Raw genomic sequence first — 22,862 nt, forward strand, 5'->3', positions numbered from 1 at the left:
ACGCGAGGACCCGGGCACGACAACGCGGGTGATCCAGCACACTTTGCTGCATCCGCGTAACTCGGGTCACTTCACGGCCGGCGCCAAAGCCCGTGCACGGCACCCGCCCGCCGGTTCCCGAGTGTGACGCAGCCCTCTGCATACCTTTTCGTGCAGCCGGAATTTTATTTGTGAACTGCCGGTTAACTCTTATGTAACACCTATACGAACACGCTACGGCGCCAACCGGCATCCCCCTACCGGTGCGCCGCACGCGGCATAACAGAACAAGAAAGAAGGCACCAAAGATGATGAGAATCGGATTTGCCACAGCACTGGTAGGCGCGGCAGCCGCAGCGGTGATCGGCCTGGCCGCACCCGCCCAAGCCGCTCCGACCGGACCGGGCAACGCCCAACAGACCATCAGTGAACTGCAGGCCCAGGGCTACAAGGTGGTCGTCAACCACGTCGGCTCCACTCCGCTCGACAAGGCGTCGGTGGTGGCGGTACGACCGGGGCAGACCTACACCCGGACAGATTCCGGTAACCCGGGCGACAGCTTGCAGACCAACGTCGTCAACAAGACGGTTTACGTGGACGTGAAGTAAGCCCAAACTTCTCGAAACATCAAGGAGGGGCGCCCTTTTCGGGCGCCCCTTCGACGTGTCTGGATGCGGGGCCCGATCCGGTGCGCGCTAGAGTCCCCAGAGTGCGACGTTTCACCCGGTATGTCGCCCTGGGCGACAGCCAGACCGAAGGCCTGTGGGATGGCGACGACACCGTCGGCCTGATGGGTTTCGCCGACCGGCTCGCGGTACGCCTCGACGGGCTGTACCCGGGGTTGGGTTATGCCAATCTCGCCATTCGCGGCCACCGCATCGGCGATGTGCTCCACACCCAACTGCCCACCGCGCTGTCCATGCGGCCCGACCTGGTCACCGTGTGCATCGGGATGAACGATGTGACCCGGCCCGGCCGCTCGTTCACCCGCGCACTCGGCGATCTCGAGTACGTCTACCGCGCCCTCGCGGATTCCGGGGCCACCGTCGTCACCACGACGTTCCCGGACATCACCCAGATCCTTCCGGTGGGCCGGTTGCTCGGGAAGCGGGTGATCCAGATCAACGACGCGGTCAACGGTGCCGCCGATCGCTACGGGTTCCACCTTGTCGATCTGTACTCGGCGCCTTCGATGCGCGAACCGGAGACCTGGAGTCCCGATCGGGTACACGGGTCGGCGAAGGGACACTGCCTGTTCGCCGCGGCAGCCGCAGAGGCACTCGGATTGCCTGGCAGCAACCATGATTGGGCGCGGGCGACCGGTCGTGACCAGACCCAGTCGTTCCGGTCCCGGGCGTACTCACAGGTGCTGTGGACGCAGAACATGCTCATGCCGTGGCTGTGGCGTCACCTTCGCGGCCAGTCCGGCGGCACCGGCCGCTCGCCGCGCCGGCCGGACCTGATGTACCTGAGTGCCTAACCGAAGCCGAGGATCGACCAGGCAAGGTCGGCCGGGCCGCCGGTCAGATCGCCCTCGCCCGCCTTGGCCACCATCGCGGGACAGAACGTCGAGATCGCGACCCCGGAGAACATCGTGGCCGGCCCCAGTGACATCCCGCCGGCATCGGCGACCTTGGCTGCCACATCGGCGGCGTTCTGCCCCGGCTCGGCGAGCATCGGGCACACCGACTGCCCGAGTGCCACGGCCTGGGCCGGATCTGCCGCGCCCACGCCCGCCTGGCTCAGCGCGTCGACGAAAGTCTGGTCCACCGGATCGGCGTGGGCCGGTGCGGCGATGACGACAGCCGCGATCCCGGTCACCACCGATGCCCCGACACCCGCGAGCACTCGACTGGACCGGATCACGTTGCGCTGCATGGCTTGAATGGTACGGGCCGACGGCCGGCGAACCCGCCTCGGTGTCAGATCCCGCCCCACGCGGAGTCGAGCTCCTTGGCGACATCGATCACCTTGGCCTGTTCCGATTCCGGGCTGTCGATCTCACCGGCCACGTGCGCGGCGATGAACCGTTTGATCTCCGCGTCGACGCCGGCCAGGATGCGCAACACCTCGGCGCGCAGCGACTTCGAGGTGACGTGGATCGAGATGTCGGACGGGCGCGGTTTCTTGACGTCGAGGATCAGCAACAGCGGCTCGGCGGCCAATGCCGAGGCGCGCAGGGCGATTTCGCCGAACACCATGAACTTGGGCCGGTCGATGCGCAGGTCGATCACCATGTCGATCTCCAGCGGGATCCGGATGGAGAACGTGATGGTCTCCCCCACGATGCGGCTCACCCGGGGCTTCTGGATCTTGACCCGCGCGGTGACCTTGGCGATCTTGCCCGGCCCCTGGGCGATCGGACCCAGCTCGAACTCATCGCCGGCGATCGCCCCGATGGCGTCGCCGACCCGGTCCTCGGATACGGCCACCTCGAAGAACCGGCGACCGAATTCCTCGTAGGTGATGTAAGCGTGATCAGCCATGATCCTTCTACGGTCTCACGCCGGTAAGTGGGGATGGTGCAGCCGGGCCCGTATGCGTGTTCATGCCGCGGTCACGTCGCGTCAGCGAAGTACCGCAATCGGGCGATCGCGCGCGGCCGGCTGCCCAGATCGGCGATCAGGATGGCCCGGCGACCGTCGCGGTCCAGCCCGGCCACCAGGCTCGGGCCGGATGCGATCAGTTTGCGCCAGGACGCACCCGAGGTGCGCTCCACCAGCCCGGACGTACTCATCGGCCCGTCGTCACCCTCGAAGATGACGGCGTCGGCGCCCAGTCGTCGTTGCACCGCCACGGCGTCACCGCGGCACAGGCCGTCGAGCAGGCCGGCGATCAGGCGCCTGCCCGCGCGGCCCGCGCCACCCATTCCCTTGGCGAAACCGAGCGCACCCGAAGGGCCCTGGTTACGCAGCAACGCCGCGCTCAGCCGCAGCCCGACCGGTACGGCGCCGAGTCCGGCCCGGGCGAATTGCCCGATCATCGCGGGCAGCTCCCAATAGGCCTGCAGTTCGTCGATTCGCGGTCCCTCCGCGGCAGGGGCGACGGCGTAGCGCAAGTACGCGGGGATCCGCATGGTGACCGACGGGCTCATCGCGACTTCGAGCTCGAGATCGCGGATCACCGTGGACCCGGCGACGATGTCGACGTCGCGGTGGAAGGTGATGTCGCGCGGGGCGATGAAGGTGTTGTAGAACCGCTCGATCTGCGCGGGTCCGCGGTGTGGCCGCGAACCCACCGGGTCCTCGACCCTTCCGCCCGCAGCGAACAGTCCTACCCATCCCTGGCGGTCGTGTGCACCCGCTGCCTGCGGTGACAATTCGACGGTGGCTAACAGGTCGTCCCGTGTGAAGGCCATATGGTTCGTTTACCATCCCGCTCACCGCCGCGTGCGCGCACACTGGTGTTTGACACGTTGAGATTGCCCACAACCACCGAGGAGAGCGCCATGAGTGGCAGTGGACCGTTCGGATTCGACCCCGAGGACTTCGACCGCGTCGCCCGTGAGGCCGGCGAAGGGTTGCGCGATGCCCTCGACGGGTTGAGCAAGTTCATCGCAAATCCCGGCCAGGGAACCGGGTGGGCCGGCCTGCTGGATGAGGTGAGCCGCTTCTCGCGGCCCAGGACCGAGCCCGAGACCACCGGCGAGAAGGGTGACGGGGTGTGGGCCATCTACACCGTCGACGACGCCGGCGGAGCCCACATCGAGCAGGTCTATCCCAGCGAGCTCGAAGCCCTTCGGGCCAACGCGGGCAACACCGATCCGGTCCGGCGGGTGCGGTTCCTGCCCTACGGCATCGCGGTCAGCGTGCTCGACACCGATACCGGCGAGTAACAACGGCCCCAATTGGCGACTGCTCGCCTCGGCGACCAGCTAGGCTTCTGGCCCAAAGTCAAAGAACTGGCCAGCCTGATTCGACTGGCGGTCGGCAATGCTGAGGGTGGAACATGATTCGCGAACTCTTCGCCACGACGGCGGTCGCCGCGGCGGCACTGGCAACAGCGATCTCGGCAGCGCCGGGTGCCATGGCCGACGACGGCAGCAACATGTATCCCGACAATCCGGGCCGCTACCCCACCGATGTCCCTGGAATGAGCTACGAGGCGTCCAACGGCGCACCCTGCTACAGCTGGGAACGCAACGTGTTCGGCCGCGGCCCGGGCGGCACCGCCATGCAGTGCAAGTGGATTCCCAACCAGTGGCCGCCGGTCTACACGGGCTTCTGGACCTACGCCTACCCGTTGAACGGCGTGCAGGAGATCGGGTCGCCGTGCCCAGGGCCGCAGGAGGCCGCTCAGTCGCCTGACGGCCGGCCGATGCTGTGCCTCGGACCGCAGGGCTGGCAGCCGGGCATTCTGACCGGAGACGGCTTCTTCCCGGTCTGAGGCGCGGGTCACATCCCCACGGCCATACAGCCAAGTGATCCATGTATGGTCGTGGAGCCCGAAATCCGCGCACACCAGGAGTGCCATGAGCGCTGACGTGAAGTTCGACCTGTCCACAGTGTTCTCCACGGTCGCCAAAGCCGTGCCCGATCAAACCTTCCTGGTGTGGCGGGACCGCCGTTTCAGCTACGCCGACTTCGACGCACGCGTCGACGGCTTCGCCCACTACCTGGTGTCGGCCGGTCTCGGCACGCACACCGAGCGCGACGGGCTCGCCGGACACGAATCAGGTCAGGACCACCTCGGCATCTACCTGCGCAACGGCAACGAGTACCTCGAGTCGATGATCGGCAGCTACCGCGCCCGGGTGGCACCGTTCAACGTCAGCTACCGGTACGTCGAGGAGGAACTCCTCTACCTGCTGAAGGATTCGAATGCCCGGGCGGTGATCTACAACGCCGAGTTCGCACCCCGGGTGGCCGCGATCCGCGACCAGCTGCCGAATCTGCAGGTGCTCATCCAGGTCGCCGACGAATCGGGCAACGAGCTCCTGCCCGGTGCCGTCGATTACGAGACGATCCTGAAAACCCCTGCGCCCCAGGCAGGAATGCCGGCTCCGTCCGGCGACGACCTGTACGTCCTCTACACCGGCGGAACCACCGGCATGCCCAAGGGCGTGCTGTGGCGCCAGCACGACATCTTCCTGTCCTCGATGGGTGGCCGGCCGTTCGGCACCGACACCTTCATCGCCTCGTACGAGGAACTCGCCGAGCGGGCCCGCACCGCAGGTGGCGGACTGTCGCTGCTGATGATCCCGCCGTTCATGCACGGCGCGGCACAGTGGGCCGCCTACAACGCCATCACCATGGGCGGCAAGCTCGTCATTCCCGACGACGTGGTGCGGATGCGCCCCGACAACGTGCTGGCCCTGGCGGCGCGCGAACGGGTGCTGAGCATCCCGGTGGTCGGCGACGCGATCGCCCGGCCGCTGATCGACGAGATCGAGAAGGGCGACTACGACCTGTCCGGTCTGTTCACGATCAGCAACGGCGGCGCACCGCTGTCGCCGACCGTGCGCGAGCGCATCCTGGCCGCACTGCCGCATCTGATGCTGATCGACGCGGTGGGCGCGTCGGAGTCCGGCGCCCAGATGAGCACCGCGTCGACGGCGGGCACCGAGTCCCAGGCCGCCACCTTCAACCCGCAGTCCGATACCGCTGTGGTCGCCGAAGACCTGTCCCGGGTGCTCGGCCCCGGCGAGGGCGGCGGCTGGCTGGCGCGCCGGGACCTGATCCCGCTGGGCTACCTGGGCGACGAGGCCAAGACCGCGCGCACCTTCCCGACCATCGACGGAGTGCGCTGGTCGGTTCCGGGTGACCGGGCAAACGTCTTGGAAGACGGACGGATTCAGCTGCTGGGCCGCGATTCGGTCACCATCAACTCCGGCGGGGAGAAGATCTTCGTCGAGGAGGTCGAGCGGGCCATCGCCACGCACCCCGCCGTCTACGACGTGGTCGTGGTCGGCCGCCCGTCGGAGCGTTGGGGCAACGAGGTCGTCGCGGTCGTGCAGTTCGCCGAGGGCGCCTCGGCCAGCGACGAGGATCTCGTGGCGGTGTGTGAGCGTTCGATCGCGCGCTACAAGATCCCGAAGGCATTCGTCCGGTCCCCGCAGATCGTGCGCTCCCCCGCAGGCAAGGCCGACTACCGCTGGGCGAAGTCGGTGGCCACCGAGCACGCCGAGGCGGTCGCCACCTCGTAGCCCGAGGAGCCCCTTTTTTCAGCGCGAGCAGACGCGGATGTACCCCAAATCCGCGGTTTCCGGGTACGTAAGCGTCTGCTCGCGGAAAAGCGTTGGGCCTCAGTTCAGGCCGCGAACAGCTTTCCGATGGCCGCGAGCATCGTGGCGTGGGCGGCAACCGCCTGCTCCACGGTGATCGCCAGCAACGGCCTCGGCGCGGCGATGGTCAGCTCCTCGGTGATCCGCGTTCCCGTCCCGGTCGCCGCGAAGTCCACCCGGCTGTCCAGCCTCACCTGCGGGAACTGCCGGGCCTGCGCGGTCACCGGACCCGCGGCGGGGACGATCAGCCGGGCCCGGTAGGTGATCGGAAGCGCGAACGGCCCCAACGGGATTCGATCGCGTACCTGATAGTCCTGCCGATACCCGTCGGCCAGGTCCACCCGGGACGTGCTGCGCACCCACTGCACGAGGGGGTGTACCTGAGAGATGTTGTCCAGGTCGACGTAGAACGCCCGCACCTGCTCGGGCGGTGCCGGCACCTCACCGCTGACGCTGCGCCGGGCCTGTCCGATCCAGATGCTCACGGTGTCAGTTCACCACAAGGCGCAGTTTCTCCCAGCCACGTACCGTCGAAGTCGGCGCCAGTTGGGCACTGTCGTAGTCGATCTCCCACTCGGGGAACCGGTTGAGCAGCTCGTCGAGCGCGACGCGTCCCTCCAACCGGGCCAGGTTGGCGCCCAGGCAGTAGTGCAGACCTTTTCCGAAGGTCAGGTGACTGATGTTGTCGCGATGGATGTCGAGGGTATCGGGGTTGCGGTAGCGACGCGGGTCGCGGTTGGCGGCACCGAACAGCAGCAGCACCGCGCTGCCGGCGGGCACCGTGGTGCCGTCGTACTCGAAATCCCTTGCCACCCAACGTGCCACGTGCGGTCCGGTGGGTTCGAAGCGGAGTGTCTCATCGACCGCGCGGGTCAGCAGTGAGCGATCATCGGCCACCTCGCGACGCTGATCGGGGTGTTCGGCAAGCACTTTCGCCAGCCAGCCGATGAGCCGGCCGGTGGTCTCGTTGCCCGCCCCGGCCACCACCTGGGTGTAGTGCAGGACTTCTTTGCGCTCGAGCTTGCGGGTGACTCCGAACTCGTCGGTGAACTCGACGTTGAGCAGGGCCGTCATCAGGTCGTCGGAGGGGTTGTTGGCCCGCCACTCGACATAGTCGGCGTAGATCCGGCCGTCGGCGATACGGTCGGCCTGCACGACCTTCATCGGCGCACCGGGCTTGGTGCGCAGATTGGCGTCGTTGGCGTCACGAACCCCGATCTGCTCGGATTCCGGTATGCCGAGCAGCATTCCGATCACCCGCATCGGCATCATCGACGCCAGTTCGGCGATGATGTCGAATCCGTCGGAGCCGACCAGCGGGTCCAGGCAGCGCACACAGAACTGCCGGATCTGATCCTCGATCTCGGCCATGCGCCGCGGGGTGAACACCCGCGACATCAGTCCGCGCAGCAGGGTGTGCATGGGCGGGTCCTCGAACATCATCACGCCCGGCGGCATGTCGAAGTCGGACTTGACCAGTTCGAGGATGTCGCTCCGGCTGTTTGAGAAGGTCTCCCAGTCCGACAACGCCTTTTCGACGTCGGCGTGCCGGGACAACGCCCAGAAGTCGTAGCGCTGGTTGTAGTAGATCGGCGCCTCGTCGCGCAGACGGGTGTACACCGGATACGGATCGGCGACGATGCCGACGTCGTACGGGTCGTAATAGACCGTCATTTCAGGCAGCTGCCTGCGTCGACGGGCAACGTGACCCCGGTGATGTAACGGGCTTCGTCGGACGCCAGGAACAGGACCGCATTGCTGATGTCCTCGGGTGTGACCCACGGGATCGGCAGCATGTGGAAGGTCTGGCAGATCGGGGCCAGATCGTCCGGTCCCGGATTCTCCAGATCCGGCCGGAACATGCGGTAGGTCTTCTCGTTCATCAGCATCGGGCTGTTGACGTGGGTCGGATGCACGGAATTCACCCGGATCGAATGCTGGCCCAGTTCGACCGCGAAGCTGCGCATCAGGCCGACCACGCCGTGCTTGGCCGCGACATAGTGCCCGGTGAAGGGGTAGGCCTTCGATCCTGCCACCGAGCTGGTCAGGATGATCGAGCCGCCGCGTCCGCCCGCGAGCATATGGGGCACACCGGCTTTCACCGACTTCCACACCCCACTGAGGTTGACGTCGATCATCTCCTGCCAGAGGTCCTCGTCCATCCGGTCCAGCTTCACCCCGGTGGTGCCGATACCCGCGTTGGCCGCGATGATGTCGAGGGCGCCCAGCTGTTCGACGCCGCTGTCGACCGCCGACTTGAGTGCGCTGAAATCGCGTACGTCGACCTCTGCGGTGACGATGCGCCGCCCGAGGTTCTTGACCAGATCGGCGGTCTCGGCGAGGTCCTCGGCCGTCGCCCCCGATGCCGGTGACCGGTCGAAGGTCGCGCAGATGTCCACGGCGATGATGTCGGCGCCCTCGGCGGCCAGCCGTACGGCATGGCTGCGGCCCTGCCCGCGTGCCGCCCCGGTGATCAGTGCGACCTTGCCGTCGACCCGTCCTGTCATTGCCCACCTTCGTTGCCAGGGGCAGGTGCCACCACACTGCCGACATTGGGCGATCGCCCAATAATTACACTCAGGCCATGTCTAGCAGCCGCTGCCGCGCGTGGTCAAGGGTGCGATGAGTACGCAAAAGGCCCCTTCCGGACGCGAATCGACGACCCGCAGGGAGCTGATCCGGGCCACCGCCCAGGTCATGCTCGACGAGGGGTACGCCGCGGCGACGTCGCGGCGGGTCGCCGCGCAGGCCGGGGTCAAACCCGCACTCGTGCACTACTACTTCCCCAGCATGGACGACCTGTTCGTGGCGGTCCTGCAGGCCGGCGCCGAGACGAACCTGAGCACCCAGCAGGAGGCCTTCGCCGAGGACTCTCCGCTGCATGCGCTGTGGGAACTCAACAGCGCGCAAGGTGCCGCGCTGTGGATGGAGTTCATGGCGCTGGCCAATCACCGCAAGGCGATCCGCAGCGAGATCGCCGGCTACGCCGACCGGTTCCGTGACCTCGAGGAGTCCGCGATGGCCTCGGCACTGCAGGCCCACGGCGTCGACACCGACGAGTTCCCGCCCGTGGTGATGTCGATGATCGTGGCCAGCCTGGCGCGCATCCTGGTGCTCGAGCAGGGCCTGGGCATCAGCCGCGGCCATACCCAGGCGCAGGATTTCGTGCGGCGATATCTGGACCGGTTCGAACTCCCCCCGGGTGGCCCGGCATGACCCTTCTGCATGAGTTGATCTCGGCGGCGGCCGCCGGTGCGCCACAGCGCCGGGCCGTGGTGACCGACGACGGCGCCACCGCCACCTTCGCCGAGTTCGACCGCCAGATCCGTGGTGTCGCAGGCTGGGTGGCCGCCCGGACCGCTCCGGGTGACCGGGTGGCAGTGGTCGCCGACAACAGCGCCGCCTACGCGCAGCTGTATTACGCCGTGCCGCGCAGTGGACGCGTGCTGACGCTGATCAACCAGCGTCTCAGCCCGGCCGAGCAGGCCGCGCAGTTGTCCACCGCCGCGCCCTCCCTGTTGCTCGGCGACGAGCGTTATCTGTCGGCCCTGGCCGGCACCGGGGCTCCCGTCGAGCAGACAATCGCGTTCGAAGACGAGCGGTGGCGGACCGCGTCGGCGACCGATCTCCCCTGCCCTGACGTCACGAACCCGGACGAGCCGGCCTGGCTGCTGTTCACCAGCGGGTCCACTGGGGTTCCGAAAGCTGTTGTGCACAGCCATCGTTCGATCCTCACGGCGGTCTGGGGCTCGGTCGAGGGCCGCTCCGTGCCGCCCGGCGGGGTGTACCTGCTGCCGTTCCCGATGTGTCACATCGCCGGATACAACATGCTGGTCCAGCATGCGGTGGCGGCCACAGTCGTCCTGTGCGCGCAGTTCCGCCCGGAGAGTTTCGCCCAGCTCGTCCGCACGCACGGGGTGACCTCGTGTTCGCTGGCGCCGACGATGCTGCACTCGCTGCTCGGCCATCTGAACCGCACCGGGACCGACCTGCCCAGCCTCACGGCGATCGCCTACGGATCGGCCGCGATGCCGCTGGATCTGCTGCGCCGCGCGATCGAGATGCTCGGCGTGGACTTCCACCAGGGGTATGGGATGACCGAAACCGGTGGGAACATCACGTTTCTCGGGCCCGACGATCACCGCGCCGGGGCGGCCGACCGACCCGAGCTGCTCACCAGTGCCGGCTATCCGCACCGGGACGTCGAGATCGGTATCGCCGCGCCGTCCGGAGATCTGCTGCCGTCCGGGCTGGTCGGTGAGATCGTGGTGCGCGGCGCGCAGGTGACACCCGGCTACTGGCCCGGCGGTGTCAGTACCGAGAACGGTTGGCTGCACACCGGCGACATGGGCCGCACCGACCCCGACGGCCGGCTGTTCGTCGTCGACCGGCTCAAGGACATCATCGTCACCGGCGGCGAGAACGTGTCCTCCCGTGAAGTGGAGGATGTGCTGTCCGGCCACCCAGCGGTGGACCAGGTGGCCGTGGTCGCGGTACCCGATGACTACTGGGGCGAGGCGGTGTGCGCGGTGGTCGTCCCGATGCCGGGACGCCGGCCGACCGCCGAAGAACTCGTCGACCACGTCCGGACAGAGATCGCGGGTTTCAAGCGACCACGGGTGGTGCTCTTCACCGAGGCGCTACCGCTGACCGGCAACGGGAAGGTCGCGAAGGACCGGGTTCGCGCCTTCGCTCGCGCTGCCGTCGACCGGGGCGGTACCCAGGACGCGTGACAGATCGGGCTTCATCCGGCGCAGTTCCTCACCCCAGTAGCCCCAGCTGTGGATGCCGTCCGGAAAGTTGAACACCGCGTTGGTGCCGCCGGCGGCCCGGTACGCGTCGGCGAACGCCCGGTTGGAGTCGATCGCGAACCCCTCCAGGAAGCCAAGACCACCGATCGGCGCATCCGGACTGGCCAGCGACGGATCCCGTGCCGTGCCGTTGCCGCAGTAGATCCAGACCCGGGTGCCGTTGGCGACCAACCGCCCCACATTGACCGTCGGATCGTTGCGGGCCCAGGCAGGATCCCCGGGCGGGCCCCACATCGCGTCCGGATTGAATCCGCCGTTCCAGTTCATGGCGATCCGGACCATTCCCGGCCATTGTGCGGCCGACAGGTTCAGAAAACCGGACAGCGCACCGGCGTAGACGAACCGCTGCGGGTGGTAGGCGGCCAGCACCAGGGCGGACGATCCGCCCATCGACAGCCCCACCACGGCGTTCCCGGTCGGTGCAACCTGCCGATTGGTGGCCAGCCAGCCCGGCAGCTCCTGGGTCAGAAAGGTCTCCCAGTTGTAGGTCCAGGTGCCGCCGTTGCCCACCGCGGGCGCGTACCAGTCGCTGTAGAAACTGGACTTGCCACCGACCGGCATGACCACCGAGATTCCGCTTCCGGCATACCAATCGAAGGCCGCGGTGTTGATGTCCCAGCCGTTGCGGTCGTCGCCGGCCTCCATGCTGTCGAGCAGGTACAGCGCATGCGAACCCGCCCCGCCGCCGAGAAACTCGACGCGGACATCACGCGCCATCGCAGCCGAGGGCACGGTGAGGATCTCGATCGGCGTATTGGAATAGGCGTGCACCACCGGCGCATCGAGTCCGCCGACGAGAACCGGCGTCAAAACAGCGGCCACCACGGCGAGGAGCCGTCTCGTGCCCGCTCCGATCGTCATCACTGCCCCATCTCTGGCGCACTGTCACTCGGGACGGTCGCGGCCTACCCCTCGAACGGCCCCGACACAGCGGACAATACGCCCGGTACGAGCGTTTTCCAGGTTTTCCGAGAAATGCCCGGCAAATTTAACGGCGCGTCAACACAATCGCCGTTGACGGGCCTGTAACAGTGCTAGCGTTCCGCGTTATCCGAGAGCGCATAGGGGGCCCCAAATTGACTGCCACCGAACCTGTCTGGAGCAAGCCGGCCGCCATGGCCCTCCCGCCGGAAGGCTATTTCGAACTCGAGCCGGGCCGCTACGGACCCACCTACCCGAGAACCCCTGCCTGCCACGGCTTTTCCATCATCGCGAAGGTGAAAGAAGGCCGCGAAGACGCGGTGCGGGCATACGGAAAACAGATCGAGGAGGCGATCGCGGGCAGCCCGGACGTATTGGCGCCGCTGCGGCTGCATTATTTGCGTTGGGTACTTTTCGACGTCGGCTCGGGACTGCATTTCCAATATCAGGGCATCTTCGACACCGACTTCGACAAGTACACCGAGGACGCGGTGCAATTGTTCAGTGCCACCGGCATCACCACTGTCTTCACCAATCTGGAGGGGTTCCCCGAGGACTGGAAGGAAAACCCCCAGGCGTTCATCGAGTTCGTCCGGGCCCACCAGGTCCCGAGTTTCCTGGAGTACGGCGAGTACCCGTACGTGACCGCCGACGAGATCAAGAAGGCACTGCGGCTCAAGGCCGCCTTCTCCACCATGCTCGATCAGATGCAGTAGCCGGCCGTGCTCGAGTTCGACGAGATCCAGCACATCCTGTTGACTCGCACCCCGGCCATCACCGGGCGCTACGAGTTCCTGACCTTCGACACCCCGGAGGGCGGCCGGGCGTGGCTCACCGAGCTGCTGGACAAGGTGTCCTCGGCCGCCGAAGCGGTATCCACCATGGACGAATCCGACCGCTGGGTCACGTTGGCGTTCACCTGGTCCGGACTGCGGGCACTCGGTGTCGGCGAAGAGTCGCTGGCGAGCTTCCCGGCGGCGTTCCGGGAGGGCATGGCGCAGCGTGCCACGATCCTCGGGGACACCGGTGAGGCCGCGCCCGAACACTGGTTGGGCGGACTTGCCGGTGAGGATCTCCATGCGATCGCGATCCTGTTCTCGCGCACCGACGAGCAGTGCCTGCGCTCCATCGAGGAGCACGACAAACTGCTCGACAGAACCGCCGGGGTGCGCAGCCTGTCCTATCTGGACCTGAACGCGACGCCGCCGTTCAACTACGCACACGATCACTTCGGGTTCCGTGACCGGTTGTCCCAGCCGGTGATGAAGGGTTCCGGGGAAGAGCCGACACCAGGTTCGGGCGACCCGCTGGAGCCCGGCGAGTTCATCCTCGGCTATCCCGACGAGGACGGATCTGTCCCCAATCTTCCACAACCGGAGGTACTTTCGCGCAACGGCAGCTATATGGCCTACCGCCGGCTGGAGGAACACGTCACGCTGTTCCGGGACTACATCCGTGAGCGGTCGGATTCGCCGGAAGCCGAGGAACTACTGGCGGCGAAGTTCATGGGCCGGTGGCGCAGCGGCGCTCCCCTGGTGCTGGCACCCGACCACGACGATCCCGAGCTGGGCGCGGATCCCATGCGCAACAACGATTTCAACTACAAGGAGATGGACCCCTTCGGCTACGCCTGTCCCCTGGGGTCGCATGCGCGCCGGCTCAATCCACGCGACACCGCGCACTACATGAACCGGCGGCGAATGATCCGGCGCGGCGCCACCTACGGTCCGGCCCTGCCGGACGGCGCACCCGACGACGGAGCGGACCGGGGTATCGCGGCGTTCATCATCTGCGCCGACCTGGTGCGTCAGTTCGAGTTCGCGCAGAACGTCTGGATCAACGACAAGACGTTCCACGAGCTGGGCAACGAGCACGACCCCATTTGCGGCACGCAGGACGGAACCATGGACTTCACCGTCCCCAAACGGCCGATACGTAAGGTACACAAGGGGATTCCTGCTTTCACCACACTTCGGGGTGGTGCGTATTTCTTCCTGCCGGGCATGTCGGGACTGCGCTACCTGGCCACCGGTGGCGGAGAGGCGGCCTCATGACCGGTGCCCGCACGTACAACCAGACCCACATTCCCCGCCCTCACGACGGGCGCCGCCGGATCAGCATCTACTGGACCTGGAGCTACCCGTGGGAAGCCCAACGCGATCCGGCGGCCATGGAGAACCGGTTCTCCACCATGACCGAGGTCCGCAACGTGCTGTGGCCGTCATACGAGACGCCCGAGTACGACGCCGCCTCCTTCCTGCAGGGCATCGCAGGCACGCTGGAGTTGTTCCACCGTTCGACGCTGGCCTTCCAGGAATTGGCGGGTGAGGTCACCGGGCATCCGGTGGCCGTGTTCCAGCGAATCGATCAAGCCGGCTACCGGCTCCCGATCGACGAGCGGGTTCTCGATGACTGCGACACCCTGATGGTGTTCGGCCTCGACCACATCCTGTCCGAACAAGAAACCGACCCGGCGGAGATCGCGGCGATCCGGCGCTGGCTTCAGCGCGAGGGCACCTGCCTGCTACTGGCACCGCACCACGACGTCGGCGACACCGACGACTTCGCCCGGCGCCAGGTCGAGTACCTGCATCACGGCGATCCGCTGGTGCCACGGCAACAACGCTTCGGGCAGTACACCCGTTCGCTGATGGCGGCGCTCGAGGTCCCGGTGCACAACGTATGGGGGCTACGTCCGGCCGTCGTCGAGGGCACCACCGAGATCGCACCGCTGACCGCACTACGCGATCTGGACTCCCCCGGGTTGCTCGCCGACGTCAGCACGTTCAATTTCCATCCGCACCTGCCGCACTACGAACTGACCGCACCGGAAAGCGACGCATTGCGGGTGCTGGGGCGCCAGCTCGTCGACCCCACCCGGCCGCATCCGTTCACCGAGGCGGGCAACGCCGAGTTCAACGCGCTGATCTGGATGCCCCCGACGTCCGGCCGGGCCGGCGACATCGTCCTGGTCGATTCCACCAATTTCACGACGTTGTTCGGCGGCACGGACAGTCTCAGGCACTTCTGGAACAACCTGGCGACGATGGGTTGACCCCGCGCTACGGCATCGCGGCGAGCAGCCATCCGCTGATGGGATCAGGCGGAGGTACGGGGCAACTGCGGGAGCCGGCAGAGGCGCGGGGGCCAGTGCCGGGGCGGGTACCGACAAGGGAGCGGGGGCCGACGCGGGGCCCGGCGACGGATCGGCCGCGATGTGGGCCTCGGCGGCAGAAAGTTGCGGCTGGACAGCCGGCAGATGCGCGGCGGGGACTCCGGCCGACTGCTGCGTCGGCATGTTCGACGCGACCGGCGCCTGCGCCGGAACTGCCATCTGAACCACTGGAACCGCTTGGGGCACAGCGGTTTGCACCACGGCTACCGGCTGCGCGAGTGGCACCGGAGCAACCGGCTCGGCGGGCGTCACGTGTGCGGCCACGACCGGTTCCACCGGTTGCTCGACCGGTACCCGTTCGGCCCGCTCGGCGACCTGCACCTGGACGGGCTCCTCGGTTGGCAGCATCGTCACCGCGCGTTCCGACAGTCGGGGTGCGGCGACGGTGACCAGCCGCGGAGCCGGGGCCGCCGCGGCGATGTCCCCCTCGTCGCCGGCCGGGATCGGTGCGGGTGCGGTGAACTGCGAGCCGACCGTCAGCATGCCCGCCGCAACCGTCGCCGCGGCGGCGGCCACCACCCGTGCCGCCCGGTGCTTGCACGGGGCAGGCGGGCGGTAGCGGGGCAGTCTGGATGTCGCGGCGACCGCGTTGGTCGCGACAGCTCGTGCGGCGGCCTGGGCGTCGCGCACCTGCGCTTCATCCTCGTCCAGGTCGTCGGCGCCGGCCTGTCCGGAAACCACGCGCACGTCGTCGAATCCCGCGGCGGCAAGAAGGTCGAGAAGTTCGGGCAGGTGGTCGCCGGTATCGGCGGAGTCGGGCCCGTGCCAGGTCACGCCGATCGCGGCCACGTCCTGGCCGCTGGTCGCCGCGATGGCCTGCGCACTGCGGGCAGCGGCAGCGACGCGGTCGGCCAGCTGATCGGAGGCGTCGACCTCGAATGCGTCGTCATCGAGCGCGGTGACATCCGTCGAGCGGCCGTCGACCAGCGCCCAGGCGATGCGGTGCGAAGTCACCGACAGCCCCAGCACTGTCTTCACCCCTGCGACCTCGATTCCCCTCGGCTGACACCCGACCGCGACGAGCGTAAGTCGCCCCGGCCGCATCGGCATCTCGGAGGAGAGATCGGTAACCGCCCGGGCACCGAGAATTCATCTGGGTCAGGTCGCGGGCTCCCCGGCCACACCGGCGATCAGCAGCCGGTGTGCTGCCGAGTCGCCGTTGAGCAGGCGGCTGGACCGCCGGGTGATCTGCCATCGCCCGTCCATGCGGGCCAGTTCGAAGTGATTGGCCGTGGCCCGCCACACCACATACTCGCCGCTCCCGTCGTCGGGGGTTTCGCGGCGGAGGAGCACCAGCGACTCACACACCGCCACCGCGGCATCGCCGTCGACGGTGACCACGGCGGGCCCGAGAAAGTGACTGCAGCCCGTGGCCACCAGGGCGCGGTGGGATGTCGAGCTGACCATCGCGTGAACGTCTGCCCGGCCGGCCATCGCCCAGCCCTCGACCTCATAGCGGCCGTCGGTCGCCCACAGCGCAGCTGTCCCGTCGGCGTCGGCGGCGTCCACCAGCGGGCCGTAGGACGCGATCAACCGGGCGATGTCGCGTTCGTCCTCGAGTCGGCGCAGCCGCGCCTCGAGCGCAGCCAGCTCGGATGTCATTGCGGCGCCCGCTGATTGATCAGGTTGCGGATCGCGGCGTCGGACTTGAGCACCACCTGCGCCCGGTCCGGCGCACTGTTCATCTCGGCGCGTCTGGCGTTGCCGCCAGCCACGTGCACCGGCCCCGCACCGAGGTGGTCCAGCCCCTCGCGCGCGACGTCGGCCGGATCGTTGATCCGCATTCCCGGTGCCTCGAAGTTCAGGCCGGCGCGTTCCATCGCCGGGGTACGGGTCACGCCGAGCACCAGCTCCAGCACATCGACGTCGTATTCGCGCAACTCCAGCCACAGGCTCTCCGCGAACAGCCGGCCGTACGCCTTCACCCCGCCATAGACGGTGTGCCGCATCGACCCCGCGTAGCCCGCCAGTGACCCCACCAGCAGGATGCCGCCCCGGCGTCGTGCGGCCATCGGCCTGCCGAAGTGCTGGACCAGCTCCATCATCCTGGTGATGTTGAGGTCGACGACCTTCTGGAAATCGGCCAGCGGCGCATCCAGGAAGCGTTCGCTGCAGGTATTGGCCCCGGCGTTGTAGATCAGCAGGCCGATCTCCAGGTCGGCGGTCGCCTCGGCGATCTGCGCGGTCGACGCATCGTCCACCAGATCCACCGCCACGGTGCGCACCTGCACACCCAGGTCCCGGCAGCGCTGCGCGGTGACCTCCAGCGGACCGGCTTTACGCGCCAGCAGGACCAGGTTGAACCCGTCTTCGGCGAGCATCCGGGCGAACTCCGCGCCGACCCCCTCGGAGCCTCCGGCGATTACGGCCCACGGCCCGTATTTGGCAAGGTCGGTCATGTCTCGGATGCTATCTTTGGCCGCCGGGCCGGCCCACGATCGGGCCGCAAGGAGGCGATCATCGGCACATACGCGGTTACCGGGTCCGCATCCGGCATGGGATTGCAGGCCGCCGAACGGCTGCGAGACCTCGGGCACACCGTGATCGGCGTGGACGTGAAGTCCGGCGAGGTGGTGGCCGATCTGTCCACTCCGCAGGGGCGCCGCGCAGCGGCCGACGGCGTGTCGGCAGCGTGCGACGGGGTGCTCGACGGCGCCGTGCTGGCCGCCGGACTGGGTCCCGGGCCCGGCGCTGACCGGAACCGGTTGATCGCCGAGGTCAACTTCCTCGGCGTGGTGGAGCTCCTGGATGCCTTGCGCCCGGCACTGGCCGCCGCGGACCGAGCCAAAGTGGTTGTGATCGCCAGCAATTCGACGACCACCGTACCGGTCGTCCCGCACCGGACCATTCGGGCGCTGCTGGCGCGTGACACCGACAAGGCGGTGCGCTCGTTGCGACTGCTGGGCCGCAACGGGTCGGCCATCATGTACGCGGCCTCCAAGATCGCGGTCAGCCGCTGGCTGCGGATCAACGCGGTCACCGCGGCATGGGCCGGTGCCGGGATCCGGCTCAACGCACTGGCCCCCGGGGCGATCCTGACGCCGTTGCTCGAGGCTCAACTCGCGGATCCGCGCGAGGGCCGCGCAGTACGGTCCTTCCCGGTGCCGATCGGCGGCTACGGCGACGCCGGCCATCTGGCCGACTGGATCTGCTTCATGCTGTCGGACTCGGCCGATTTCCTCTGCGGCAGTGTGGTGTTCGTCGACGGAGGCTCCGACGCCTTCTTCCGTCCGCGGGATTGGCCGAAGTCCGTGCCGGTACGGCGGCTGCCGCAGTACCTGTGGCGGTTCGCGCGCGGCGTCCGGCATGGGTGAGACCGGCCAGGCGCCGCTGGCCACCGTGCCGCCCGCAGCCGCCGACGGGCACGGGCCGCGCCGGGCGTGGGCGGCGGTCGCACTGTTGACCCTGGTCGGGACCCTCAACTACGTCGATCGGTTCCTGCCTGGGGTGCTGGCCGAGCCCATCAAACACGACCTCGCCCTGTCGGACACCGCGATCGGGGTGATCAACGGTTTCGGCTTCCTCATCGTGTACGCGGTGCTCGGCATCGCGGTGGCTCGAATCGCCGACCGGGGAACGTATGGCGCGGTGGTCGCGGCCTGCCTGACGCTGTGGGGCACCATGACCATGCTCGGTGGCGCCGTGCAGTCCGGATTTCAGCTCGCCCTCACCAGGGTGGGCGTTGCGGTGGGTGAAGCCGGCAGCACCCCGGCCGCGCACGCGTACGTGGCCCGCAACTTCGCCCCGCAGCGTCGCGCGGCACCGCTGGCGGTGCTCACCTTCGCCATCCCCCTGGCCAGCGGCGCCAGCCTGATCGGCGGCGGGCTGTTGGCCGACAACCTCGGCTGGCGAACGGCTTTCGTGGTGATGGGTGCGATCAGCGTGGTGTTCGCCCCGCTGGTGCTGCTGTTGGTCGGGGTTCGCCAGTCACTGCCGGTGACGGCGCCCACGGAACCGGGCACGCAGGTCGAGTGGTGGGCTCTGCTGCGTAAACGCAGCTTCCTGTCACTCGTCGGCGGCACCGCGTTCATCGCGGCCGCCGGGTACTCGCTGACCACGTTCACCCCGGCCTTCCTGATGCGGACCCGGTCGATGACGCTCAGTGAGGTCGGGTGGGAGTACGGCCTGGCCACCGGGGTGGCCGGAGTCCTGGGGCTGCTGATCGTGGGCCGACTGGCGGACCGGCTGGCAACGCGCGATCCGCGCTGGCTGCTGTGGATCGTGGTGCTGACCACGGCCCTACTGCTGCCGGCCTCGGTGCTGGCGTTCACGGTGGAGAGTCGCGTGGCGTGCGTGTGGTTCCTGGCGCTGAGCTACATCATCGGCACGTCGTACATGGCCCCGTCGATCGCGGCCATTCAACGGCTGGTGCTGCCCGGGCAGCGGGCGACCGCCTCGGCGATCTTCTTGTTCTTCAATGCGACCCTGGGGGCTGTCGGCCCGTTCGTCACCGGCCTGATCAGTGACACGCTGACCCCTGATCTCGGCGCACACGCGCTGGGCCGGGCGCTGCTGATCCTGGTGCCGACGCTGCAGCTGATGGCCATGGGTTGCTATCTGATGGGCACGCGCTGGTACCGCGGCGACATCGTCGAGGAAGATTTCTAGAGCGAGGTCGATCGGCCTAGCCAGTGGCCGGGTCTGCCGCGCGGTCCCGACGGCGGGTGGCGCCCCACAGTCCCACCGCGATGCCGACCACGGCTCCCCCGAGGCCGATGACCTGCTGCGACCGTGGCAGCTGGTCGTGTACCGCCATCCCGCCGAGCAGGTCCGCGGCATCAGCCCCGCCGGAGGCCAGGAACCAGCCGCGGGTGTCCCTGCCCCGCAGTCCCGCCGTAAGCAGCAGGCCGCCGATCAGCGCATCGCGATAGCCCATCGACCGCCACATCAGCTGCGCGGTCGCGTCCGGCGTTTCCCGTCCGCCCCATAGCCGGTCGGCCCGCTTCGGGTCGACGAGAAACGAGACGCCCGACGCGAATCGGATGGCACCGGCGGCCAGCGCGGCCCGGTCGATCGACATGGCGTGCAGCCTAGGGTCCGGGCGGAAGCCACAGAACCGTTATCTGCGAATCCGGTCCGGCGTCAGGACTTCTTGTTCTTCTTCGGATCGATGACCGTCGGCGGTCCGTCGGGATGCAGCGCACCGCCCTCGTTGAGCCAGTCGGCAATCTCCGCGGCATCTTCGCGCGTGACCGGCCGACGCCTACTGAACAGCGATTTCACCTTCTTGGTCAGCTTCGGCATACCCCCGATGGTAGGGGCGAATCGAGGCGACGACCGCGGCTTGGCGAAGGCTGTGAAACCGCTTGTCAAACTGGCTGGAATACAGAGCTTTTCGACGAAGCCAGACGATGGGTGCCGCCGGGCACCGCGACGATTTTTCCGCAACCGGTCCCTCGAATCGTCTCCGCCGCGATAATCGAGGTAGCCGAGCTCGAAGAGGAGCAAACCCATGGCCACCATCGAAGCCAACGCAGAGACATCACCGTTCCGGGAGGATGTCGAGGCCACCCAGGCCTACATCGACAGTCCTCGGTTCGCGGGCATCACCCGGCTGTACTCGGCGCGTCAGGTCGCCGAGCAGCGTGGCACGATCCCGTCGGATTATCCGGTGGCCCGTGAGGCCGCCACGGCGTTCTTTCCCTACCTCCGCGATCTGTTCGCCCAGAAGCTGAGCATCACCACCTTCGGTCCGTATTCGCCGGGTCAGGCGGTCGTGATGAAACGGATGGGGATCCGAGGGATCTATCTCGGTGGATGGGCCACCTCGGCCAAGGGATCCATCAGTGAGGATCCCGGGCCCGACCTGGCCAGCTACCCGCTGAGCCAGGTGCCCGACGAGGCGGCCGGGCTGGTGCGGGCGCTGCTGACCGCCGACCGCAACCAGCAGTATCTGCGGCTGCGGATGACCCCCGAACAGCGCGCGGCCACCCCGGCGGTCGACTACCGGCCGTTCATCATCGCCGACGCCGACACCGGTCACGGTGGCGATCCGCATGTGCGCAACCTTGTCCGCCGCTTCGTCGAGTCCGGGGTGCCGGGTTATCACATCGAGGATCAGCGTCCCGGCACCAAGAAATGCGGACACCAGGGCGGCAAGGTGCTGGTGCCCTCGGATGAGCAGATCAAACGGCTCAACACCGCGCGATTCCAGCTGGACATCATGCGGGTGCCCGGCATCATCGTCGCGCGTACCGACGCCGAGGCCGCGAACCTGATCGACAGCCGCGCCGACGAGCGTGATCAACCATTCCTGCTGGGCGCGACGAACCTTTCCGTGCCGACGTACAAGTCGTGTTTCCTGGCAATGGTGCGCCGGTTCTACGACCTCGGTGTCACCGAGCTCAACGGCCATCTGCTGTACGCGCTGCCCGCCGGCGAGTACGCGACCGCCGAGGCCTGGCTGGAACGCCAGGGCCTCACCAGCACCATCGCCGACGCCGTCAAGGCGCATGTGGCCGGCGATTCGGTGGACACGATGTTCGACAAGGTCGAGTCGGCATTCGTCGAGGCGTGGCAGGCCGACGCCGGTCTGAACACCTACGGCGAGGCGGTCGCCGAGCTTCTGGAGTACCGCGCGAAGGAAGGCGAGCCCGCCGCGATGAGCGCCGCCGACTGGCGCGCCTTCGCTGCCCGGGCATCGCTGTACACGGCGCAGGAGAAGGCGCACGAGCTGGGCGCCGACGTGGCCTGGGACTGCGAGCGGGTCAAGACCCCCGAGGGCTACTACCAGGTTCGCGGCGGCATCCCGTATGCGATCGCGAAGTCGCTGGCGGCCGCTCCGTTCGCCGACATCCTGTGGATGGAGACCAAGACCGCCGACCTGGCCGATGCCAAGCAGTTCGCCGACGCCATCCACGCCGAGTTCCCCGACCAGATGCTGGCCTACAACCTGTCACCGTCGTTCAACTGGGACACCACCGGGATGACCGATGACGAGATGCGGGCGTTCCCTGCTGAACTCGGCAAGATGGGGTTCGTCTTCAACTTCATCACCTACGGCGGACATCAGGTCGACGGCGTGGCGTGCGAGGAGTTCGCGACGTCCCTGCAGCAGGAGGGCATGCTGGCGCTGGCCCGGCTGCAACGCAAGATGCGGCTGGTCGAATCTCCTTACCGCACACCGCAAACCCTGGTGGGCGGGCCGCGCAGCGACGCCGCGCTGGCCGCCTCTTCGGGCCGCACCGCCACCACCAAGGCGATGGGCGCGGGCTCCACGCAACACCAGCATCTGGTGCAGACCGAGGTGCCCAAGAAGCTGCTGGAGGAATGGCTGGCGCTGTGGGGCGATTACTACAAGATCGGCGAGAACCTGCGCGTGCAGCTTCGGCCGCGCCGCGCCGGGTCGGACGTGCTCGACCTCGGCATCTACGGCGACGGTGAGGAGCCACTGGCCAACGTCGTCGTCGACCCCATCAAGGACCGGCATGGCCGCAACATCCTGACGGTGCGCGACCAGAACACCTTCGCCGAGAAGCTGCGCAAGAAGCGCCTGATGGATCTGATCCATGTATGGCTGATCCACCGGTTCAAGCCGGAGATCGTCTACTACGTGACGCCGACCGAGGACAACGTCTATCAGACGGAGAAGATGAAGGCGCACGGCATCTTCAGCGATGTGTACCAGGAGGTCGGCGAGATCATCGTCGCCGATGTGAACCAGGCCCGCATCGATGAGCTGCTGGCACCCGATCGTGAAGCGCTGGGACGGTTGATCCGCAAGGAGGACTGAGGTTTTCGCCGGGCTCGTACC

At 67.7% G+C, this 22,862-nt stretch carries 25 protein-coding genes; 14 read left to right on the forward strand and 11 right to left on the reverse strand.

Going from position 1 to position 22,862, the window contains the following annotated elements:
* Window positions 1–287 precede the first annotated feature (287 nt).
* Together TX88_RS19475 and TX88_RS19480 are read left to right on the forward strand one after the other, a co-directional pair.
* Window positions 288–587: a hypothetical protein gene (locus TX88_RS19475; protein WP_044518850.1), complete on the forward strand. Its 300-nt coding sequence runs from the start codon at window positions 288–290 to the stop codon at window positions 585–587.
* A 101-nt stretch (window positions 588–688) separates the two neighbouring features.
* Complete coding sequence (locus tag TX88_RS19480; protein WP_044518851.1) at window positions 689–1,459, forward strand: SGNH/GDSL hydrolase family protein; 771 nt, start codon at window positions 689–691, stop codon at window positions 1,457–1,459.
* Here the strand turns inward: TX88_RS19480 and TX88_RS19485 are convergent.
* The 3 genes from TX88_RS19485 to TX88_RS19495 all read right to left on the reverse strand — a co-directional run bounded on the left by TX88_RS19485 (window position 1,456) and on the right by TX88_RS19495 (window position 3,337).
* Entirely contained in the window at window positions 1,456–1,857 is a 402-nt protein-coding gene (locus TX88_RS19485; protein WP_044518853.1) for a DUF732 domain-containing protein, read from the reverse strand. The genes TX88_RS19480 and TX88_RS19485 overlap by 4 nt on opposite strands.
* Before the next feature lie 44 nt (window positions 1,858–1,901).
* Window positions 1,902–2,465 carry a hypothetical protein gene (locus tag TX88_RS19490; RefSeq protein ID WP_029109350.1) on the reverse strand — a complete coding sequence of 188 codons (564 nt, stop codon included), beginning with the start codon at window positions 2,463–2,465 and terminating at the stop codon, window positions 1,902–1,904.
* 71 nt (window positions 2,466–2,536) lie between these two features.
* Entirely contained in the window at window positions 2,537–3,337 is an 801-nt protein-coding gene (locus TX88_RS19495; protein WP_044518854.1) for a ketosteroid isomerase family protein, read from the reverse strand.
* 90 nt (window positions 3,338–3,427) lie between these two features.
* On the opposite strand from TX88_RS19495, the gene TX88_RS19500 reads away from it, so the two are divergent.
* The 3 genes from TX88_RS19500 to TX88_RS19510 all read left to right on the forward strand — a co-directional run bounded on the left by TX88_RS19500 (window position 3,428) and on the right by TX88_RS19510 (window position 6,124).
* Complete coding sequence (locus tag TX88_RS19500; RefSeq protein ID WP_044518855.1) at window positions 3,428–3,814, forward strand: Rv0313 family protein; 387 nt, start codon at window positions 3,428–3,430, stop codon at window positions 3,812–3,814.
* A 113-nt stretch (window positions 3,815–3,927) separates the two neighbouring features.
* Window positions 3,928–4,365, forward strand: a complete 438-nt coding sequence (locus TX88_RS19505; protein ID WP_044518856.1) for a hypothetical protein — start codon at window positions 3,928–3,930, stop codon at window positions 4,363–4,365.
* An 85-nt stretch (window positions 4,366–4,450) separates the two neighbouring features.
* Window positions 4,451–6,124, forward strand: coding sequence for an acyl-CoA synthetase (locus tag TX88_RS19510; protein WP_044518857.1), 1,674 nt, complete (start codon window positions 4,451–4,453; stop codon window positions 6,122–6,124).
* Window positions 6,125–6,228: 104 nt separating this feature from the next.
* Here TX88_RS19510 and TX88_RS19515 read toward each other — a convergent pair whose 3' ends face one another.
* Genes TX88_RS19515 through TX88_RS19525 form a run of 3 tightly spaced genes read right to left on the reverse strand, consistent with a single transcriptional unit; the run spans window position 6,229 to window position 8,709 of the window.
* Window positions 6,229–6,687 (reverse strand): SRPBCC family protein, encoded by a 459-nt coding sequence (locus tag TX88_RS19515; RefSeq protein WP_044518858.1) that lies wholly within the window; start codon window positions 6,685–6,687, stop codon window positions 6,229–6,231.
* Window positions 6,688–6,691: 4 nt separating this feature from the next.
* Window positions 6,692–7,876 carry a cytochrome P450 gene (locus tag TX88_RS19520; RefSeq protein WP_044518860.1) on the reverse strand — a complete coding sequence of 395 codons (1,185 nt, stop codon included), beginning with the start codon at window positions 7,874–7,876 and terminating at the stop codon, window positions 6,692–6,694.
* Complete coding sequence (locus TX88_RS19525; RefSeq protein WP_044518861.1) at window positions 7,873–8,709, reverse strand: mycofactocin-coupled SDR family oxidoreductase; 837 nt, start codon at window positions 8,707–8,709, stop codon at window positions 7,873–7,875. The genes TX88_RS19520 and TX88_RS19525 overlap by 4 nt, the downstream gene beginning before the upstream one ends.
* A 115-nt stretch (window positions 8,710–8,824) precedes the next feature.
* Between TX88_RS19525 and TX88_RS19530 the strand changes: the two genes are divergently transcribed.
* Entirely contained in the window at window positions 8,825–9,418 is a 594-nt protein-coding gene (locus TX88_RS19530) for a TetR/AcrR family transcriptional regulator (RefSeq protein ID WP_084622030.1), read from the forward strand.
* A complete protein-coding gene (locus tag TX88_RS19535; protein ID WP_044518863.1) occupies window positions 9,415–10,935 on the forward strand; it encodes an AMP-binding protein in 1,521 nt (506 codons plus the stop codon). The genes TX88_RS19530 and TX88_RS19535 overlap by 4 nt, the downstream gene beginning before the upstream one ends.
* Here TX88_RS19535 and TX88_RS19540 read toward each other — a convergent pair.
* Window positions 10,843–11,874: an esterase family protein gene (locus TX88_RS19540; RefSeq protein WP_084621939.1), complete on the reverse strand. Its 1,032-nt coding sequence runs from the start codon at window positions 11,872–11,874 to the stop codon at window positions 10,843–10,845. The genes TX88_RS19535 and TX88_RS19540 overlap by 93 nt on opposite strands.
* A 215-nt stretch (window positions 11,875–12,089) precedes the next feature.
* Here TX88_RS19540 and TX88_RS19545 point away from each other — a divergent pair, with 215 nt between their 5' ends.
* The 4 genes from TX88_RS19545 (at window position 12,090) to TX88_RS34315 (ending at window position 15,668) form a co-directional block, all read left to right on the forward strand.
* Window positions 12,090–12,650 carry a hypothetical protein gene (locus TX88_RS19545; protein WP_209447005.1) on the forward strand — a complete coding sequence of 187 codons (561 nt, stop codon included), beginning with the start codon at window positions 12,090–12,092 and terminating at the stop codon, window positions 12,648–12,650.
* A 6-nt stretch (window positions 12,651–12,656) separates the two neighbouring features.
* Window positions 12,657–13,988 (forward strand): Dyp-type peroxidase, encoded by a 1,332-nt coding sequence (locus tag TX88_RS19550; RefSeq protein ID WP_044518865.1) that lies wholly within the window; start codon window positions 12,657–12,659, stop codon window positions 13,986–13,988.
* Entirely contained in the window at window positions 13,985–14,989 is a 1,005-nt protein-coding gene (locus TX88_RS19555; RefSeq protein WP_044518867.1) for a hypothetical protein, read from the forward strand. Before TX88_RS19550 ends, TX88_RS19555 begins: the two co-directional genes overlap by 4 nt.
* A 505-nt stretch (window positions 14,990–15,494) precedes the next feature.
* A complete protein-coding gene (locus tag TX88_RS34315) occupies window positions 15,495–15,668 on the forward strand; it encodes a hypothetical protein (RefSeq protein WP_162563165.1) in 174 nt (57 codons plus the stop codon).
* A gap of 539 nt (window positions 15,669–16,207) precedes the next feature.
* On the opposite strand, the gene TX88_RS19560 is transcribed toward TX88_RS34315, so the two are convergent.
* Together TX88_RS19560 and TX88_RS19565 are read right to left on the reverse strand one after the other, a co-directional pair.
* Window positions 16,208–16,711: a nuclear transport factor 2 family protein gene (locus TX88_RS19560; RefSeq protein WP_044518869.1), complete on the reverse strand. Its 504-nt coding sequence runs from the start codon at window positions 16,709–16,711 to the stop codon at window positions 16,208–16,210.
* Window positions 16,708–17,508 carry an SDR family NAD(P)-dependent oxidoreductase gene (locus TX88_RS19565; protein WP_044518870.1) on the reverse strand — a complete coding sequence of 267 codons (801 nt, stop codon included), beginning with the start codon at window positions 17,506–17,508 and terminating at the stop codon, window positions 16,708–16,710. The genes TX88_RS19560 and TX88_RS19565 overlap by 4 nt, the downstream gene beginning before the upstream one ends.
* Window positions 17,509–17,568: 60 nt before the next feature.
* On the opposite strand from TX88_RS19565, the gene TX88_RS19570 reads away from it, so the two are divergent.
* Together TX88_RS19570 and TX88_RS19575 are read left to right on the forward strand one after the other, a co-directional pair.
* Window positions 17,569–18,423 carry an SDR family oxidoreductase gene (locus tag TX88_RS19570; protein WP_209447075.1) on the forward strand — a complete coding sequence of 285 codons (855 nt, stop codon included), beginning with the start codon at window positions 17,569–17,571 and terminating at the stop codon, window positions 18,421–18,423.
* A complete protein-coding gene (locus TX88_RS19575; protein ID WP_044518873.1) occupies window positions 18,416–19,717 on the forward strand; it encodes a spinster family MFS transporter in 1,302 nt (433 codons plus the stop codon). Before TX88_RS19570 ends, TX88_RS19575 begins: the two co-directional genes overlap by 8 nt.
* A gap of 16 nt (window positions 19,718–19,733) precedes the next feature.
* Here the strand turns inward: TX88_RS19575 and TX88_RS19580 are convergent, their stop codons facing one another.
* Complete coding sequence (locus TX88_RS19580; RefSeq protein WP_044518875.1) at window positions 19,734–20,129, reverse strand: DUF4267 domain-containing protein; 396 nt, start codon at window positions 20,127–20,129, stop codon at window positions 19,734–19,736.
* Window positions 20,130–20,191: 62 nt separating this feature from the next.
* Window positions 20,192–20,353, reverse strand: coding sequence for a hypothetical protein (locus tag TX88_RS34320; RefSeq protein WP_162563166.1), 162 nt, complete (start codon window positions 20,351–20,353; stop codon window positions 20,192–20,194).
* A 208-nt stretch (window positions 20,354–20,561) separates the two neighbouring features.
* On the opposite strand from TX88_RS34320, the gene aceA reads away from it, so the two are divergent.
* Entirely contained in the window at window positions 20,562–22,841 is a 2,280-nt protein-coding gene (gene aceA, locus TX88_RS19585) for an isocitrate lyase ICL2 (protein WP_044518876.1), read from the forward strand.
* Window positions 22,842–22,862 lie beyond the last annotated feature (21 nt).

The sequence above is a fragment of the Mycolicibacterium septicum DSM 44393 genome (genome assembly GCF_000455325.1).
GTDB classification, from domain to species: Bacteria; Actinomycetota; Actinomycetes; order Mycobacteriales; family Mycobacteriaceae; genus Mycobacterium; species Mycobacterium septicum.